The organism is Pseudomonas sp. FW305-E2 (genome assembly GCF_058782925.1).
On the sequence record NZ_JBYSYE010000037.1, the window covers coordinates 13,711 to 30,961 of the forward strand.

Here is a 17,251-nt window from a genome sequence, read left to right on the forward strand (position 1 = left end):
TCCGTTACTGGCCCTGACTGGCCAGGGCTTCTACAGGCTCAATAGTATCCTGCCGCACCTTGGCGCCGAACAACTTGATCATCTGCTGGATCAACGGATCCTGCTCGATCGACGCGACGGCGTCCTGCTGGCGCTCGGCACGCTTGCGCGCTGCGGCCTGAGCCGGGGTTTCCTGCTCGGGCAGGATCAGCTCGATGCGCAGGTTCAGCGTGCGCCCCAAGTGCTGGTTGAGCGCTTCGTTCAGGCGCCGCTGCTGGGTGGCGTTGAACAACGCACCCTGGCCCGGGTCCAGATGCAGCAACCAGTCGTCGCCATCGGCGGCAATCAGCGTACAGTTTGCCGCGATGTTGCCTGTCATCCCGGACACAGGCAACTGTGGGAATAATTCCAGCCATTGCAGGGCCAGACCGGTGGCCGGTTTGGCTGCCGGCAACGGTTCGGCCGCCGGTTTGGACACGTCTTCCTGAACATGTTCGGCCAGCTCGTCCAGGTAGCTGAAGCCTGCCGGATCGCTTTCGCCGCCGTAATAGTCTTCGTCAAGCGGCGGCTCATCGTCGCGCTCCATCCCCACGGCAGCGTAGGCAGACGGGTCGAAAGGCGGCTCGTCGTGTGCCGGGGTGGCCTGTGGGGGCGCCACCGGGGCAACAGGCTCGGGCTCGGGTGCAGGTGCCGGTTCGGGCGCGAGTTCAGCCGCTAACGGCGCGGGCGCAACGGCAGGCTCTTCCCACGGCAAGTCGACCACTTCGGCAACAGGCTCAGGTACGGAGATGGCCTCGGCTTCGGCCTTCAGCTCAACATCTGCCTCGGCCTCCGGCTCATGATCAGCCGTCGCGGGTGCAGGCACCTCCAGCTGCGGGGCTTGCGCTACAGGCTCCGCCGGCACAGCCGCGACAGGTGATGAAGGCTCGACCGGCGCCGCGGCTGCCACCTGCCCTGCAGGATCAGCTGTGGCCTGGCTGATCCCCGCTGGCTTTAGCACCGGCTTCGGTGCGTCGTCCGTGTCTGCCGGGCGGAACGCCAGCATGCGCAACAGCACCATCTCGAAGCCACCGCGCGGGTCCGGCGCAAGGGGCAGGTCACGGCGGCCAATCAGGCCCATCTGATAATAGAACTGCACATCCTCGGCCGGCAGCGCCGAAGCCAGCGCCAATACCCGCTCGCGATCACCCTGGCCGTTGTCTACCGCTTCGGGCAGCGCCTGGGCAATGGCTACACGGTGCAGCACATTGAGCATTTCGGCCAGAACGCCCGACCAGTCCGGCCCTTGCTCGGCCAGATTACGCACGGCCTCCAGCAAAGCCCTGGCATCGCCTTCGAGCAGTGCCTGCAAGACCCCATACACCTGGCCATGGTCGAGGCTACCCAACATGGCACGTACATCGGCAGCCAGTACCTTGCCTTCACCGAAGGCGATGGCCTGGTCGGTCAGGCTCATGGCATCCCGCATGGAGCCGTCGGCCGCACGCCCCAGCAGCCACAGGGCATCTTCCTCGAACGGCACATTTTCGGCGGCCAGTACGTGGCTGAGGTGCTCCACCACCCGCTCCGGGCTCATGTTCTTCAACGAGAACTGCAGGCAGCGCGACAGGATGGTGGCCGGCAGCTTCTGCGGGTCGGTGGTGGCGAGGATGAACTTGACGTAGGGCGGCGGCTCTTCCAGCGTCTTGAGCAAGGCGTTGAACGAGTGGGTCGAGAGCATGTGCACTTCGTCGATCAGGTAGACCTTGAAGCGCCCACGGCTGGGGGCGTACTGCACGTTATCGAGCAGTTCGCGAGTGTCCTCGACCTTGGTACGGCTGGCGGCGTCGATCTCGATCAGGTCGACGAAACGGCCTTCGTCGATTTCACGGCACACCGAACAGGTGCCACAGGGCGTGGAGGTGATGCCGGTTTCACAGTTCAGGCACTTGGCGATAATACGGGCGATGGTCGTCTTGCCCACGCCGCGGGTACCGGTGAACAGGTAGGCATGGTGCAGGCGCTGGTTGTCCAAGGCATTGATCAAGGCCTTGAGCACATGGGTCTGGCCGACCATTTCGCGGAACGAGCGCGGACGCCATTTTCGTGCAAGAACCTGATAACTCATCGAAAAACCATCGTAGCCTGATCGAGCGGAAGATCGCTAATGCTAGCGGAGCGGGGGCAAAATTGCACCCTGCGCAACTCGTCTAAGCTTGGAATGGCGCATTGTCCAGGGAGGATTGCCTTTGCGAAGACTGCTGGCCCTGTTACTGCTGTGGTCTACAAACAGCCTGGCTGACCAGCCGGTGCTGCGCTTCTCCGTAGCCGAGAGCTGGAGCATGCCCCTGGTACGCATCGAAGGCGATCAGCCAGTGGAGGGATTGCTTTACGACCTGATGCAAGCCGTTGCCAGGCAAGTGGGCGCTCGCCCCGAGTTCCACGTCATGGCCCGCTTGCGCCTGGAGGAGGCCATGAGCAGCGGCGATATTGATGTCCGTTGCTACGTCAGTACCCAATGGCTCAACGACCGCCCAAGGGATTTTGTGTGGAGTATCCCGCTGATTCATCAGCGTGACGTACTGGTCGGCCGCGCCAGCGACAGCACCCCGATACCCCCGGAGCAACTGCCAGCCCAGGCGATCGGCACGGTACTGGGCTACACCTATTCAACCCTGCAACCACTGCTGGACCACGGCCAGTTGCACCGTGAGGACAGCCGCAACCAGTTGCTGGTACTGCAAAAGCTGCAGGCCGGCCGGTATCGCCATGCGGTGAGCAACCAGTTGTCGTTGCAGTGGTTCAACCAAGGGTTGCCAGCGGAGCAGCAATTGCAAGCGCTGGCGGTGCTGGACGAACAGGATTTGGGGTGCATGGTGCGCAACGATCCGGCGATACCGACACAAGGGCTGTTGCGGGCGTTGGTAAGGATGAAGCAGTCGGGGGAGATCGAGCGGATTTTGCAGCGGTATGGAGGGACGGGCGACCCGGACAGTAGGTCTGTGGCCCGGCCCGAAATACCCAGCAAAATGCCGGCACACAGCCAGCGCAACTAACGTCCTGCTCATTTCGCGAACGCTTGCGCAAACACTGCTGGAGCAACTGTCTTGCTCAATTTCTAAAAGCTGGCGCGATCCCTGTGGGAGCGGGCTTGCCCGCGAACACGGGCGAAGCCCGTGCCATCCACCGCGCTATATTCTTCGCGGGCATGCCCGCTCCCACAGCATTGTGCGGCACATTCACAATCGCTATCACAAACTCAACGTCACCGGCCTTTACGTTCAAACGCCAAGCTGACAGCATCCGCCTGCCCCCAGGCAATCTGCATGGCCCGCAAACCATGCTCCAACAACTGCCTGGTTTCTTCGTCCTGAATACGCTCAAGCGCCCGCCGGCTATCGCTGTAGGCGAACATCAGGTAGTGGGAAACATTCATCAACGCGAACTCCATCGGGACGATGCCTTCGCTGATCGCGCGGGAAAGGGATTTGCCTTGGGGAAGATCAAAGACGTGGAGCGGATCGGGGACCAGTTTTTTCATGAGTTCACCATACCGGGCTGAGAGCACCCTTTCGCTTCCACACTTAGGGTGACAGTTGTACGCGGGGTGGAAGACCAGGGGTATGGCAAACCCGGCAGGCCCGAAGGCCTCCCACGCACAACTGTCATATCGACAGCCGCCAAACCACCCAGGCTTCCACACCCGATCGCTGAACTGACAGCGACCGCGAAAGCCTAGTGGGCGAGGTTTACCGGGACAATCAGACGGGAGTCGACGGAACACGTAGGATAATTCGCTATGCCTGCCTGACGTGTAGGGGCTTTCCTAGACTGTTATCAGACCTATCTTAAAGTGGGCACTCTGATCATGTGCTTACTGTTATCGGGCTCCCTGTCTTCACACCAAAGCCCGTAAATACGCACTCAAGAACAACCCCACACCAAACACAAAATGCGTGGCCAGGCTCTTCAGACAGTTCCGCGCAGGTGTCGGCGTTCTGGACGCAAAGAACCCTGCCCCCATCGCCGGCTGCATGAGGCAAAACGGCGCCACGACTGTACCCACACCCACAACTACTGCAGGTAAAAGAGTAGGCGACCGCAACCAGCCCTCCCCTACGATCACAAGCAGCAGCATCGCGAAAAGCACGCCGGTGGCGTAGTGAATCCCCCATCCCCACGCCAACTCATTACGCACCGGTTCCGCTTTGGCAATCGCTTGGTGCGAAACACGCCCGCCTAGCAAGTGCCCCGCCCAACGCCCGACCATGGCAAAGTTCAGCGTTGCCACACCCAACCGCCTCAGCAGCAGCCCCCATAGGTCCATCACTACAGTGGCACCAATGCCAATCGGCAATGCAGCTAGAAACATCGCAGTAAACGTCATTTGAACAAGCCCTCGAAGGTTGACGGTCATTACCCATGCCGCGCAGCATAGAAGTTGAAGTCAACTTCAAGTCAAGGGCCCGAAATGGACATTGCCGACGTCGCCAAACGCACAGGCGTACCCGCATCGACACTGCGTTACTACGAGAAGAAAGGCTTGCTCAAGTCGCTTGCCGGGCACGGTCAGCGTCGACAGTTTGCAGCCGACGTGGCGGACAGGCTAGCGCTGATCGCCCTGGGGCAGGCTGCGGGGTTTTCGCTGGATGAAGTGGGGGCGATGCTGGTGGACCTGCAGGTCGACCGGCAGATGCTGAATGCCAAAGCTGATGAACTGGATGCAAGAATCAAACGATTGCAAGCGATGAGCAAAGGCTTGCGGCATGCCGCGCAATGCCCTGAGAAAGATCATCTGACATGCCCGAAATTCCAGCAGCTGATGAAGCTGTCGGCGGCAGGAGCATTGGGCGAAAAGCAGAAAAGAACGAAGACGTTCGTTACAGATTGAGGTTTTCCGACCCCAGAAATGGAGGCGGCCCCACCAGCCACACCCCGGCACTCGATGTTCCCGCTATGGCTGCTCCCTTCCGGGCCTGACCAGGTTAACGGGTAATCAATGCGGGGGGACCGATGGGGCCACCACTACATGCCTCGCTGAGCAGCGAGTGGCGCCATTGTACCGGTCTTTGGGGCAGATACAACCACTGCGGCAGAAAAAGTCATCATTTCTCAATGACTTGTCAGGGGCGAGACGGCCTGGACGGGCCTCTTCGCGGGTAAACCCGCTCCTACGGGGGACCGCGCAGGCTTTTCGAGTTTTGAGCAAGGCCGTTGCCCCCCACAGGGGGGGCACGGATGCCTAGACCGCTATGCCCTGTTCGGCCAGGAATGTGACGAAGGCATCTTCGTCCAGTACCTTCACACCCAGCTCAGCAGCCTTGGCCAGCTTGGAACCTGCCCCCGGCCCTGCCACCACGCAGTGGGTCTTGCCGGAAACGGAGCCGGCAACCTTGGCCCCCAGGCTTTCCAGCTTGTCCTTGGCAATGTCGCGGCTCATGCGCTCCAGCGTACCGGTCAGCACCCAGGTCTGGCCGGCCAGCGGCAAGCCTTCGGCCACCTTCTTCTCGCTGCTCCAGTGCATGCCGAATGCCAGCAGCTGCGCTTCGATGTCCCGGGCCAGTTTCTGGTTTGCTTCATCCTTGAAGAACTCACGCACGGCGTCGGCCTGCTTGGCCGCCAGGGCCTGGCGCAGGTCAATGCCGTCGGCGGCGATGATCTTGTCCAGGCTGTCGAGCTTGGCCACCAACTTCTCGGCACCGGTCGGGCCGACGGAGGCAATGTCGAGCTTGGCGATCATCCCGGCCAAGGTGGTGCTGGCGGCAAATTCGGCGGCCAGCTCACCTTCGTCCTGCAACTGCATACCGCTGTCGAGCAGCTGCTGGATAACCTTCTGGTTGTGCTCGTCTTCAAAGAAATTGTGGATCTCGTAGGCCACTTCGAGACCGATGTCCGGCAAATAGGTCAGCACCTGCGGCAATGCCTGCTGCACGCGCGCCAGGCTGCCCAGCGAGCGGGCCAGCACCTTGGCAGTCTCCTCGCCGACATCCGGGATGCCCAGCGCGTAGATGAAGCGCGCCAGGCTCGGGCGCTTGCTGGCTTCGATGGCATCCAGCAGCTTCTGGGTCGACACCTCGGCAAAGCCTTCAAGGCCGACGACCTGCTCGAACTGCAGCTTGTACAGGTCAGCCGGCGAGCCGATCAGGCCTTCATCCACCAACTGCTCGACACTCTTCTCACCCAGGCCGTCGATGTCCATGGCACGGCGCGACACATAATGAATGATCGCCTGCTTGAGCTGCGCGCCACAGGCCAGGCGGCCGACGCAGCGGTACACCGCACCTTCGCTGGTGGTTTCCTTGCCTTTGCTGCGTTTGACCAGCTGGGTGCGCTCGACCTGCGAACCACACACCGGGCACTCGCTTGGCACCTCTACCGGGCGGGCGTCTTGCGGACGACGCTCCAGCACCACCTGCATCACTTGCGGGATCACGTCGCCGGCCCTGCGAATGATCACCGTGTCGCCGATGCGCAGGCCCAGGCGGGCGATTTCGTCCATGTTGTGCAAGGTGGCGTTGGACACGGTCACACCGGCCACCTTGACCGGCTTCAGCCGCGCCACAGGCGTTACGGCACCCGTACGGCCAACCTGGAACTCAACGTCCAGCACCTCGGTCAGCTCTTCCATGGCCGGGAACTTGTGGGCAATCGCCCAGCGCGGCTCTCGGGCGCGGAAGCCCAGCTCGCGCTGGGCGGCCAGGCTGTTGACCTTGAACACTACACCGTCGATCTCATACGGCAGGCTGTTACGCCGCTCGCCAATGTCGCGGTAGTAGGCCAGGCATTCTTCGATGCCCGCCGCATGCTTGAGCTCGCGGCTGATCGGCAGGCCCCAGGCCTTGAGTTGCTCGAGGATGCCGATGTGGCTGTCGCCGATGCTTTCGGACAACTGGCCGACGCCATAGCAGCAGAACTCCAGCGGGCGGCTGGCGGTGATTTTCGAGTCCAGCTGGCGCAAGCTGCCAGCGGCGGCATTGCGCGGGTTGGCGAAGGTCTTGCCACCGGCCTCGGCCTGGGCGGCATTGAGCCGGTCGAAACCGGCCTTGCTCATGTACACCTCGCCGCGCACCTCCAGCACTGCCGGCCAGCCCTTGCCCTGCAACTTGAGCGGGATGTTGCGCACGGTGCGTACGTTGGCGCTGATGTCTTCGCCAGTGGTGCCGTCGCCCCGGGTGGCGCCCTGCACCAGCTGTCCGTCGCGGTACAGCAGGCTCACGGCCAGGCCATCGAGCTTGGGTTCGCAGCTGTAGTCGACCGCACCCGGCTGATCGAGGCCTTCTACCACACGGCGACCGAACTCACGCAGATCGGCTTCTTCGAAGGCGTTGCCCAGGCTGAGCATGGGCACTTCGTGGCGCACCTGGCTGAACGCAGCCAAGGCAGCGCCGCCAACGCGCTGGGTGGGCGAGTCAGGGGTTACCAGGTGCGGGTGTTCAGCTTCCAGCGCCTTGAGCTCGTTGAACAGGCGGTCGTATTCGGCATCGGGCACGCTGGGCTCGTCGAGCACGTAGTAGCGATAGTTATGCTGATCGAGCTCGGCACGCAGTTCGAGGATACGGGTTTCGGCGGTCATGGGATTTGTCTTCTCTTGCAAAGCAAAAGAGCAGCTTGGGGTGGTGCGTGGGGTTCCAGGTGTCTGTTGACTGTGCCGGCCTCTTCGCGGGTAAACCCGCTCCTACAAGGGCGTCACATGCCTAGGGCGGTGATGTACCTGTAGGAGCGGGTTTACCCGCGAAGAGGCCGGAACAGGCAACGACGATACCCGAACCGGCCAGCACGCCCTCAGGCTGCTCTTTCGTCTGGATCTGTCAGCGTTTCTGGGTCAGCGCGCGGCGCTCGAACTCGACGATACGCTGGCGGTAGTGCTCGATGGTCTGGGCAGTCAGCACGCTGCGCTGGTCATCCTTGAGCTCACCGTTCAGTTCGTGGGCCAGCTTGCGTGCCGCGGCAACCATCACGTCGAAAGCCTGCTTCGGATGACGCGGGCCCGGCAAACCGAGGAAGAAGCTCACAGCGCGAGTGCTGAAGTGATCGATGTCGTCCAGATCGAACACGCCAGGCTTGACTGCGTTGGCCATCGAGAACAGCACCTCGCCGTGACCGGCCATGCTCTCGTGGCGGTGGAAGATGTCCATTTCGCCGAAGCGCAAGCCGCTTTCCAGGATGTTCTGCAGCAGCGCCGGGCCCTTGAAGCCACCCTCGTCGCGGGAGATCACGCTGATGACCAGCACCTCTTCGGCGGGTGGCAACTCCTTGACGCTGCTGCTGGCAGACGCTGCGCCGCTGCTACGGTTGTTGTCGGCGGCAAAGTCGTCATCGCTGTCGGCAAACAGGTCGGGCTCGCGCTGCTCGGCGCTCAGGTTCAGGTCACCCTGCTGCACATCGGCAGCCGCACTGGCTCGCTTGCCGCGCTTGCTGGCCTTGACCGGCTTGGGCTCACGCTCGCGATCACGCGCAGACGCGCTGAGGGACGGCAGGTCGCTTTCGTCCAGCTCAGGCTCCTTGTGGGTATCGAGCACTCGCGACGGGCCGAGCACTTCGGCACTGCCACCCTCTTCGTCCGGCAGGTTGGAATAACTGCGATCCAGACGGAATTTCAACTTGCCTTTCCCGCCGCGCATGCGGCGCCAGCCGTCGAAAAGAATCCCGGCGATAACAATGATGCCGATGAGGATCAGCCACTCGCGCAGACCGATTTCCATGTAATCCCGTGCCTCTATAAAAATATGCTTGAAAACAAAGGGTTCAAAGCCCTTTAACACGTGGCGCCAACTCTATGTTCTGACAGGCGTTTTACCCACGCAAAAAACGAGTGACATTAAGCTAGCACGACCAAAGACAACTTTACACCGTCTGTCGCACACGGCGGGGGCATTTCGCTGCAGAATGTGCCCCTATCGTCGTGCATCAAGCGTCGACCATGGCCATGGCCGCCTCCACATCAACTGCAACAAGGCGTGAACAACCCGGCTCATGCATGGTCACCCCCATCAATTGGTCCGCCATCTCCATGGCAATCTTGTTATGGGTGATGTAGATGAACTGCACGCTTTCACTCATTTCCTTGACCAGACGCGCGTAGCGCCCGACGTTGGCATCGTCCAGCGGTGCATCGACCTCGTCGAGCATGCAGAACGGTGCGGGGTTCAACTTGAAGATGGCAAACACCAGCGCCAAAGCGGTCAGTGCCTTCTCGCCACCGGACAGCAGATGGATGGTGCTGTTCTTCTTGCCCGGCGGTCGCGCCATGATCGTTACCCCTGTATCGAGTAGATCTTCGCCCGTCAGTTCCAGATAAGCGCTGCCACCACCGAAAACTTTTGGGAAAAGTGCCTGTAATCCGGCATTTATCTGATCAAAGGTATCCTTGAAGCGGTTGCGGGTTTCCTTGTCGATTTTGCGGATGACGTTTTCGAGGGTCTCCAGCGCTTCGACCAGGTCGGCGTCCTGAGCGTCCAGGTATCGTTTGCGCTCGGACTGCTGCTCGTATTCTTCGATGGCCGCCAGGTTGATCGCCCCCAGGCGCTGGATGCGCGCTTCAAGCTGTTCCAGCTCCTGCTCGGTGCCCTGCTCGCTGGCCTCGGCTTCCAGGGTGGCGAGCACGCCTTGCAGGTCATAGCCGTCGGCCAGCAACTGCTCTTGCAGGGTCTTGCGCCGCACATCCAGGCCCTGGCACTCCAGGCGCAGCTGCTCCAGTTGACCACGCAGCAGCTGGGCCTGCTGCTCGGCCTGGGTGCGGCGTTTTTCGGCATCGCGCAGTTCGCGGTCAGCTTCGTCCATGTGCAGGCGAGCCAGGCGCATTTCCTCGTCGACGCTCATGCGCCGCTCCAGCAGCTCCTCCAGCTTCAGGCGCAGTTCTTCCTGCGGGGCTTCACCCTCCTCCAGGTTCAGGCTCAGTTGTTCCTGGCGCTCGGTCAGGCGCGCAGCTTGCTGCTCCAGACGCTCCAGCGCCTGGCGGGTGGAGTCGTGCTGGGCACGCAACGACCCCAGGCGCACCGCCAGCTGGTGAGCGTGGTCCTTGTGCTGGCGGGCCTCCTGACGCACCCGGTCAAGGCTTTCGCGCAGGGTGTCGCGGCGGGCCATCAACTGTTCGCGCTGCTCGGTGTCCTGGGCCATGAGCTCCAGAGCCTCTTGCAGCAGCAGGCGTGCTTCGCCCAGTTGCTCGTGTTCCAGGGCGCGCTGCTCTTCCAGCTCGCTCAGCTCTTCGTGCAAGCGGCGGCGGCGCAACTCGACCTGCTCGGCGCGCGCGCGGCTGGCCGAAAGACTGGCCTTCAGCTCGCCGTGCAGGCGGTTTTCATCCTGTGTGCGGCGGCGCAACTGTTCGCGCTGCTCCTCCAGGTCCAGTTGCTGCTCGCGCAGCGCCTGCAACTGTTGATCGAGTTGCTCCAGCGCCGCTTCCTGCTCCAGTTGTTCCTGGCCCAGGCGTTCGATTTCCTGGCCGCGCGCCAGCACGCCGCCTTCGGCCTCGCCACCTCGGCGTACCCGCACGAAGTGCCGGCCGACCCAGTAGCCATCACGACTGACCAGGCTCTGCCCTTCGCCGAGCGACGCGCGCTGCTCCAGTGCCTGAGCCAGGTCTTCCACAGGCCTGACCTGGCCCAGCCAGGGCGCCAGGTCGATACGGCTCTCAACCTTCTCCAGCAAGCTGCCGGGCAACGTCGCCCCCGCGCCGACGGCCAGCAGCAAACGCAGCTCACCCTGTTCCAGGCCCGCAAAATCGAGGTCGTTGAAATCGTCCACCAGCACAGCCTGCAGATCGGCGCCAAGCACCGTCTCTACCGCCAGCTCCCAACCCGGCTCCACCCGCAAGCCTTCGGCCAGCCGCGGCTGTTGCTCCAGCCCTTGGCCGTGCAGCCATTGCGCAGCACCTGCGCCCGGCTCCAGGGCGGCCTGCTGCAAGGCTTCAAGCGAGGCCAGACGCCCGCCCAGACGCTGCAGGTCACCCTGTGCCTGCTGTTGCGCCTGGGTGGCCTGCTGCATTTGCTCGCGCGCGCTTTCCAGGCGCTCGATCACCTGCTCTTCGCAGAGCTGCAGTTCCTCCAGCAGCATTTCGCTGCTGGCCAGTTGCTCGGCCAGTTCGAGCATGGCGGCATCCTGCGGGTCGCCGCCCAGTTGCTCGCGCTCCTCGACCAACTTGCGCTGGCGCTCGGCCTGGCGCTCAAGGCTGGTTTCCAGCTGCTGCAGGCGCGCCTGCTGCACTTCGGCCTGGCGGCGCGGTTCGGCGGAGCGGCTGTTGAAGCTGTCCCACTGTTCCTGCCAGCCGTGCATGCCCAGCTCGGCCTCTTCAAGCGCGGCAGCGGCTTCCTCGGCAGCCGCCAGGGTCATTTCCTGCTCGGGTTCGAGCATGGCCAGCTCTTCGCCCAAAGTCGCCAGCAGGGTACGGTCGTGCCCCAGATGCGATTCGGTTTCCAGGCGTGTGCGCTCGGCTTCCTTGAAGTCGTCCTGCAACTGCCGCAGGCGCTGCTGGCCATGCTGAATGCTCTGCTCGACCCGGGCGATGTCACCGGCCACCGAATAGAAACGGCCCTGCACCTGGTTGAAGCGTTCGGACAGTTCGTGATGACCGTCGCGCAGGCGTTCGATACTGGCATCGGCATTGCGCTGCTCGGCCACCAGTGCCTCGTGAGAAACGCCCTGATCGCCGATCACCGATTCGCGCTGGCGTACTTGTTCGTCCAGGTCTCGCCAGCGCAAGGCAGACAGGCGCGCTTTCATCTGCCGCTCCTGAGCCTTGTACTCACGGTACTTCTCGGCGGCCTGGGCCTGGCGATGCAGACGCTCCAGCTGGCGCTCGAGCTCTTCGCGCAGGTCGGTCAGGCGCGCCAGGTTTTCCTGGGTGCGACGGATGCGGTTCTCGGTTTCGCGGCGGCGCTCCTTGTATTTGGAAATGCCCGCCGCTTCCTCGATGAAGTTGCGCAGCTCCTCGGGCTTGGCCTCGATCAGCTTGGAGATCATGCCCTGCTCGATGATCGAGTAGCTGCGCGGCCCCAGCCCCGTCCCGAGGAAGATATCGGTGATGTCACGCCGGCGGCACTTGGTACCATTGAGGTAATAGCTGTTCTGCCCGTCGCGGGTAACCTTGCGGCGGATCGAAATCTCGGCGTAGGCGGCATACTCGCCGACCAGGGTGGTTTCGCTGTTGTCGAACACCAGTTCGATACTGGCCTGGCTGACCGGCTTGCGGCCACTGGAGCCGTTGAAGATGACGTCGGTCATCGACTCGCCGCGCAGGTTTTTTGCCGAACTTTCGCCCATCACCCAACGCACCGCGTCGATGATATTGGACTTGCCGCAGCCGTTTGGGCCGACCACGGCCGCCATGTTGCTGGGGAAGTTGACCGTGGTCGGGTCGACGAACGACTTGAACCCGGCCAGGCGAATGCACTTCAGGCGCATCGGTCAGCCTCTGGCCAGTGCCGCCAGCACCAGTTCGCAGCTGCGCTGGCCATAGGCGGTGAGCACCTCGCGAATGCGCGGCAGGTCGCGGGAGACCACGGCTTCGAGCAGGCGGGCGAACAGGTCGAGATAGTCGATCATGTTGGCCTGGCGCTGGTCCAGCGACAGGTAATAGGCACGGCTCATGGCCGGCTGCAGGTTTTCCACGGTTTCCTGCAGGAACGGGTTGTCGGCGAACGGATAGGCCGCACGCATGACCGCAAAACTGTCGGCGACGAAGGTCTTGATGTCGAGCTGGTCATGGGCACGCTGCAGCCGCTGCTGGATCTCCAGAAACGGGCGCAGGTCGGCTTCGGTGCGCCATTTTTGCGCAACCGCATTGCCCAGCAGGATGTAGAACTCGCCCATCAGCGAGCACAGGCTACGAACGCTGCGTTCGTCCAGTTCGGTGACATGGGCACCACGTCGCGGCAGGATCGCCACCAGATGGCGGCGTTCGAGGATCAGCAGTGCTTCGCGCACCGAGCCGCGGCTGACGTTGAGCGCCTGGGTAACCTTCTGCTCCTGGATACGTTCGCCTGGCGCCAGCTCGCCGCGGATGATGCGTTCGGCCAGGTAATCGGCAATCTGCTCGGAGAGGCTGTCCGGGGCCTTGAACGTCATGGTTTTCCTTCAAAATCATTGAACTGGGCACAAGGGGCGAATTGTAGCGTACTTGGGCGGTAATCGCGCAGAGGGGCCAGGTGGTTTATTTGACCTTTCAGACAGCCACGCGCCCGGCGCGATCTATGCTTGGAATAGAGGCAGTGTGTGCGGCTGGGCATGGACATGTGCATTTTCTTGACCCTTGAGTCAGAAAAATATTGACCTGCTAGACAGGTCTTGCTTAGAGTCCGCCCAACAACAATAAAACCATTGCGAGGCCATCCCCGTGATCCAGTTTCTCGTCAACCAGGAGCTGCGTAGTGAGCACGCCCTGGACCCTAACATGACAGTGCTGCAGTACCTGCGCGAGCACCTGGGCAAACCCGGCACCAAGGAGGGCTGCGCCAGTGGTGACTGCGGTGCGTGCACCGTGGTGGTCGGTGAACTGAGCCAGGACGACCACGGCAACGACAGCCTGCGCTACCGCAGCCTCAATTCGTGCCTGACCTTTGTGTCGTCGCTGCACGGCAAGCAACTGATCAGCGTCGAGGGGCTCAAGCACCAAGGCCAACTGCACAGCGTGCAACAGGCCATGGCCGATTGCCATGGATCGCAGTGCGGCTTCTGCACCCCTGGCTTTGTCATGTCGCTGTTCGCTCTGCAAAAGAACAGCAGCGGCCCTGACCTGCACCAGGCCCAGGAAGCCCTGGCTGGCAACCTGTGCCGCTGCACCGGTTACCGGCCGATCCTCGACGCCGCCGAGCAGAGCTGCCGCCAGCCCTGCCGCGACCAGTTCGATGCCCAGCAGGCACAAACCATCAGCCGCCTCAAGGCCATTGCCCCGACGCAGACCGGCGAGCTGAACAGCGGCGACAAGCGCTGCCTGGTGCCGCTGACCGTGGCGGATCTGGCCGACCTGTACAGCTCGCACCCCGAAGCGCGGCTGCTGGCCGGTGGTACCGACCTGGCGCTGGAAGTCACCCAGTTCCACAAGACCTTGCCCGTGATGATCTACGTCGGCCACGTGGCCGAGCTCAAGCGCATCGAGAAAACCGCCAGCCACCTGGAAATCGGCGCCGCCACCCCGCTCACCGACTGCTATGGCGCGCTTAACGAGGAATATCCTGACTTCGGCGCCCTGCTGCATCGTTTTGCCTCGCTGCAAATCCGCAACCAGGGCACCCTCGGCGGCAACATCGGCAACGCCTCGCCAATCGGCGACTCGCCACCCCTGCTGATCGCCCTGGACGCGCAGGTGGTGCTGCGCCAGGGTGAACGCCAACGGGTGATGCCACTGGAAGACTACTTCATCGACTACCGCATCACGGCTCGCCAGGACAGCGAGTTCATCGAGAAGATCATCGTACCGCGCGCCTCCAGTGACTGGGCGTTCCGCGCCTATAAAGTGTCCAAACGCCTGGACGACGACATCTCCGCCGTGTGCGCAGCCTTCAACCTGAGCATCGAAGACGGTGTGGTCAGCGGTGTGCGGATCGCCTTCGGCGGCATGGCGGCGATACCCAAGCGCGCCCGTGCCTGCGAGGCAGCGTTGCGCGGCAAGCCGTGGAACCAGGCCGCCATCGAGCGCGCCTGCCAGGCCTTGGCCGAGGACTTCACCCCACTCAGCGACTTCCGCGCCAGCAAGGAATACCGCCTGCTGACCGCGCAGAACCTGCTGCGCAAGTACTTCATCGAACAGCAAACGCCGCACATCGAAACCCGGGTGACCGCTTATGTCTAACCATCACGTAGCCAAAAGCCAGGCCGAGATGGCCGAACTGTTCAGCCAGGACCTGACCACCGGGGTCGGCCGCAGCGTCAAGCACGACAGCGCCGACAAGCATGTATCCGGCGAGGCTGTGTACATCGACGACCGCCTGGAATTCCCCAACCAGTTGCACGTCTACGCCCGCACCGCCGACCGCGCCCATGCGCGCATCCTGCGCATCGACACCACGCCGTGCTACGCCTTCGAGGGCGTGCGCATTGCCATCACCCACGAAGACATCCCCGGCCTGAAGGACATCGGCCCGGTGGTGGCCGGCGACCCATTGCTGGCCATCGACAAGGTCGAGTTCTTCGGCCAGCCGGTGCTCGCTGTCGCTGCCCGCGATCTTGAAACCGCACGCAAAGCGGCCATGGCCGCCATCGTCGAGTACGAAGACCTGGAGCCGGTGCTGGACGTGGTCGATGCACTGCGCAAGAAGCACTTCGTGCTCGACAGCCACACCCACCAGCGCGGCGATTCGGCTGCCGCCCTGGCCAGCGCCCCGCACCGCATTCAGGGCACCCTGCACATCGGCGGCCAGGAGCACTTCTACCTGGAAACGCAGATTTCCTCGGTCATGCCCACCGAAGACGGCGGCATGATCGTCTACTGCTCCACGCAGAACCCCACCGAAGTGCAGAAACTGGTCGCCGAAGTGCTCGACGTGCCGATGAACAAGGTGGTGCTGGACATGCGCCGCATGGGTGGCGGTTTTGGCGGCAAGGAAACCCAGGCCGCCAGCCCGGCATGCCTGTGCGCGGTAGTCGCGCGCCTGACCGGCCAGCCAACCAAGATGCGCCTGCCGCGGGTCGAAGACATGACCATGACCGGCAAGCGCCACCCGTTCTACGTCGAGTATGACGTGGGCTTCGACGACAACGGCCGGCTGCACGGTATCAATTTCGACCTGGCCGGCAACTGCGGCTATTCGCCCGACCTGTCCGGTTCGATCGTCGACCGTGCCATGTTCCACTCCGACAACGCTTACTACCTGGGCGATGCCACCGTCCACGGCCACCGCTGCAAGACCAATACCGCCTCCAACACCGCCTACCGCGGCTTTGGCGGCCCACAGGGTATGGTCGCCATCGAGCAGGTGATGGACCATATCGCCCGTCATCTGGGCCGTGACCCACTGGCCGTGCGCAAGGCCAACTATTACGGCAAGACCGAACGCAACGTCACCCACTACTACCAGACCGTCGAGCACAACATGCTCGAGGAGATGACCGCCGAACTGGAAGCCAGCAGCGACTACGCCGAACGCCGCGAGTCGATCCGCCGCTTCAACGCCAACAGCCCGATCCTGAAGAAAGGCCTGGCACTGACACCGGTCAAGTTCGGCATTTCGTTCACCGCCACCTTCCTCAACCAGGCCGGTGCACTGATCCATATCTACACCGACGGCAGCATTCACCTGAACCACGGCGGCACCGAAATGGGCCAAGGCCTGAACACCAAGGTGGCTCAGGTGGTGGCGCAGATCTTCCAGGTTGATTTCAGCCGCATCCAGATCACTGCCACCAACACCGACAAGGTACCCAACACCTCGCCAACCGCAGCGTCGAGTGGTGCAGACCTGAACGGCAAGGCGGCGCAGAACGCGGCCGAAATCCTCAAGAAACGCCTGACCGAGTTTGCCGCACGGCACTATCAGGTGACCGAGGAAGACGTCGAATTCCGCAACGGCCATGTGCGGGTGCGCGACCAGATCGTCAGCTTCGAGCAACTGGTGCAGCAGGCTTACTTCGCTCAGGTGTCACTGTCCAGCACCGGGTTCTACCGCACGCCGAAAATCTTCTACGACCGCAGCCAGGCACGCGGCCGGCCGTTCTACTACTTCGCCTTTGGCGCTGCCTGCGTGGAAGTGATCGTCGATACGCTGACCGGCGAATACAAGATGTTGCGCGCCGACATCCTGCACGACGTAGGCGATTCGCTGAACCCTGCGATCGACATCGGCCAGGTAGAGGGCGGTTTCATCCAGGGCATGGGCTGGCTGACTACCGAAGAGCTGGTGTGGAACGCCAAAGGCAAGCTGATGACCAACGGCCCGGCCAGCTACAAGATCCCGGCCGTGGCCGACATGCCACTGGACTTGCGGGTGAAGCTGGTGGAAAACCGCAAGAACCCGGAAGACACCGTGTTCCACTCCAAGGCCGTGGGCGAGCCGCCGTTCATGCTGGGCATTGCCGCCTGGTGCGCGATCAAGGATGCCGTGGCCAGCCTCGCCAACTACCGCGTGCAGCCACAGGTGGACGCGCCGGCAACACCGGAGCGGGTGCTGTGGGGCTGTGAGCAGATGCGCAAGGCGGTGGCTGCCACTCAGTCCGCAGAACCGGAGCTGGAAACCGTCACCCAGTAACGCCGCGCTCCGCTTTTTCTGTGGGAGCGGCCTTGTGTCGCGAAAGGGCTGCGCAGCAGCCCCAAATATGTATGTTGCTTTAAATATTCTGGGGCCGCTTCGCGCCCCTATCGCGACAC

Annotated in this window: 11 protein-coding genes and 1 other RNA gene; 4 read left to right on the forward strand and 8 right to left on the reverse strand. The window is 62.8% G+C overall.

The features are described 5' to 3' along the window. Positions 1–4: 4 nt before the first annotated feature. Positions 5–2,086, reverse strand: coding sequence for a DNA polymerase III subunit gamma/tau (gene dnaX / locus AC3WLP_RS21795; protein ID WP_088513752.1), 2,082 nt, complete (start codon positions 2,084–2,086; stop codon positions 5–7). A gap of 121 nt (positions 2,087–2,207) precedes the next feature. Here dnaX and AC3WLP_RS21800 point away from each other — a divergent pair, with 121 nt between their 5' ends. Next, entirely contained in the window at positions 2,208–3,014 is an 807-nt protein-coding gene (locus tag AC3WLP_RS21800; RefSeq protein ID WP_088513753.1) for a substrate-binding periplasmic protein, read from the forward strand. A gap of 209 nt (positions 3,015–3,223) precedes the next feature. Here the strand turns inward: AC3WLP_RS21800 and AC3WLP_RS21805 are convergent, their stop codons facing one another. Then, entirely contained in the window at positions 3,224–3,499 is a 276-nt protein-coding gene (locus tag AC3WLP_RS21805; RefSeq protein WP_088513755.1) for a hypothetical protein, read from the reverse strand. A gap of 357 nt (positions 3,500–3,856) precedes the next feature. Continuing rightward, positions 3,857–4,345, reverse strand: a complete 489-nt coding sequence (locus AC3WLP_RS21810) for a DUF2938 domain-containing protein (RefSeq protein WP_088513756.1) — start codon at positions 4,343–4,345, stop codon at positions 3,857–3,859. 84 nt (positions 4,346–4,429) lie between these two features. Between AC3WLP_RS21810 and AC3WLP_RS21815 the strand changes: the two genes are divergently transcribed. Beyond that, the gene (locus AC3WLP_RS21815) at positions 4,430–4,849 is read left to right on the forward strand and encodes a helix-turn-helix domain-containing protein (protein ID WP_088513757.1); all 420 of its coding nucleotides are present in this window, start codon (positions 4,430–4,432) and stop codon (positions 4,847–4,849) included. 28 nt (positions 4,850–4,877) lie between these two features. Here AC3WLP_RS21815 and ffs read toward each other — a convergent pair. The 5 genes from ffs to AC3WLP_RS21840 all read right to left on the reverse strand — a co-directional run bounded on the left by ffs (position 4,878) and on the right by AC3WLP_RS21840 (position 13,017). Then, positions 4,878–4,974, reverse strand: an RNA gene (ffs, locus tag AC3WLP_RS21820) — signal recognition particle sRNA small type. 226 nt (positions 4,975–5,200) lie between these two features. Beyond that, positions 5,201–7,531, reverse strand: coding sequence for an NAD-dependent DNA ligase LigA (gene ligA, locus AC3WLP_RS21825; protein WP_003254312.1), 2,331 nt, complete (start codon positions 7,529–7,531; stop codon positions 5,201–5,203). Positions 7,532–7,766: 235 nt separating this feature from the next. Next, positions 7,767–8,660, reverse strand: a complete 894-nt coding sequence (zipA, locus tag AC3WLP_RS21830; protein WP_060546455.1) for a cell division protein ZipA — start codon at positions 8,658–8,660, stop codon at positions 7,767–7,769. 205 nt (positions 8,661–8,865) lie between these two features. Further along, positions 8,866–12,354, reverse strand: coding sequence for a chromosome segregation protein SMC (gene smc, locus AC3WLP_RS21835; RefSeq protein WP_088513758.1), 3,489 nt, complete (start codon positions 12,352–12,354; stop codon positions 8,866–8,868). A gap of 3 nt (positions 12,355–12,357) precedes the next feature. Beyond that, on the reverse strand, positions 12,358–13,017 hold the full coding sequence (locus AC3WLP_RS21840; RefSeq protein WP_003254317.1) for a GntR family transcriptional regulator: 660 nt from the start codon (positions 13,015–13,017) through the stop codon (positions 12,358–12,360). A gap of 268 nt (positions 13,018–13,285) precedes the next feature. Here AC3WLP_RS21840 and xdhA point away from each other — a divergent pair, with 268 nt between their 5' ends. Continuing rightward, entirely contained in the window at positions 13,286–14,740 is a 1,455-nt protein-coding gene (gene xdhA, locus AC3WLP_RS21845) for a xanthine dehydrogenase small subunit (protein WP_088513759.1), read from the forward strand. Beyond that, positions 14,733–17,132, forward strand: a complete 2,400-nt coding sequence (gene xdhB, locus AC3WLP_RS21850) for a xanthine dehydrogenase molybdopterin binding subunit (RefSeq protein ID WP_088513760.1) — start codon at positions 14,733–14,735, stop codon at positions 17,130–17,132. The genes xdhA and xdhB overlap by 8 nt, the downstream gene beginning before the upstream one ends. Positions 17,133–17,251: the final 119 nt, after the last annotated feature.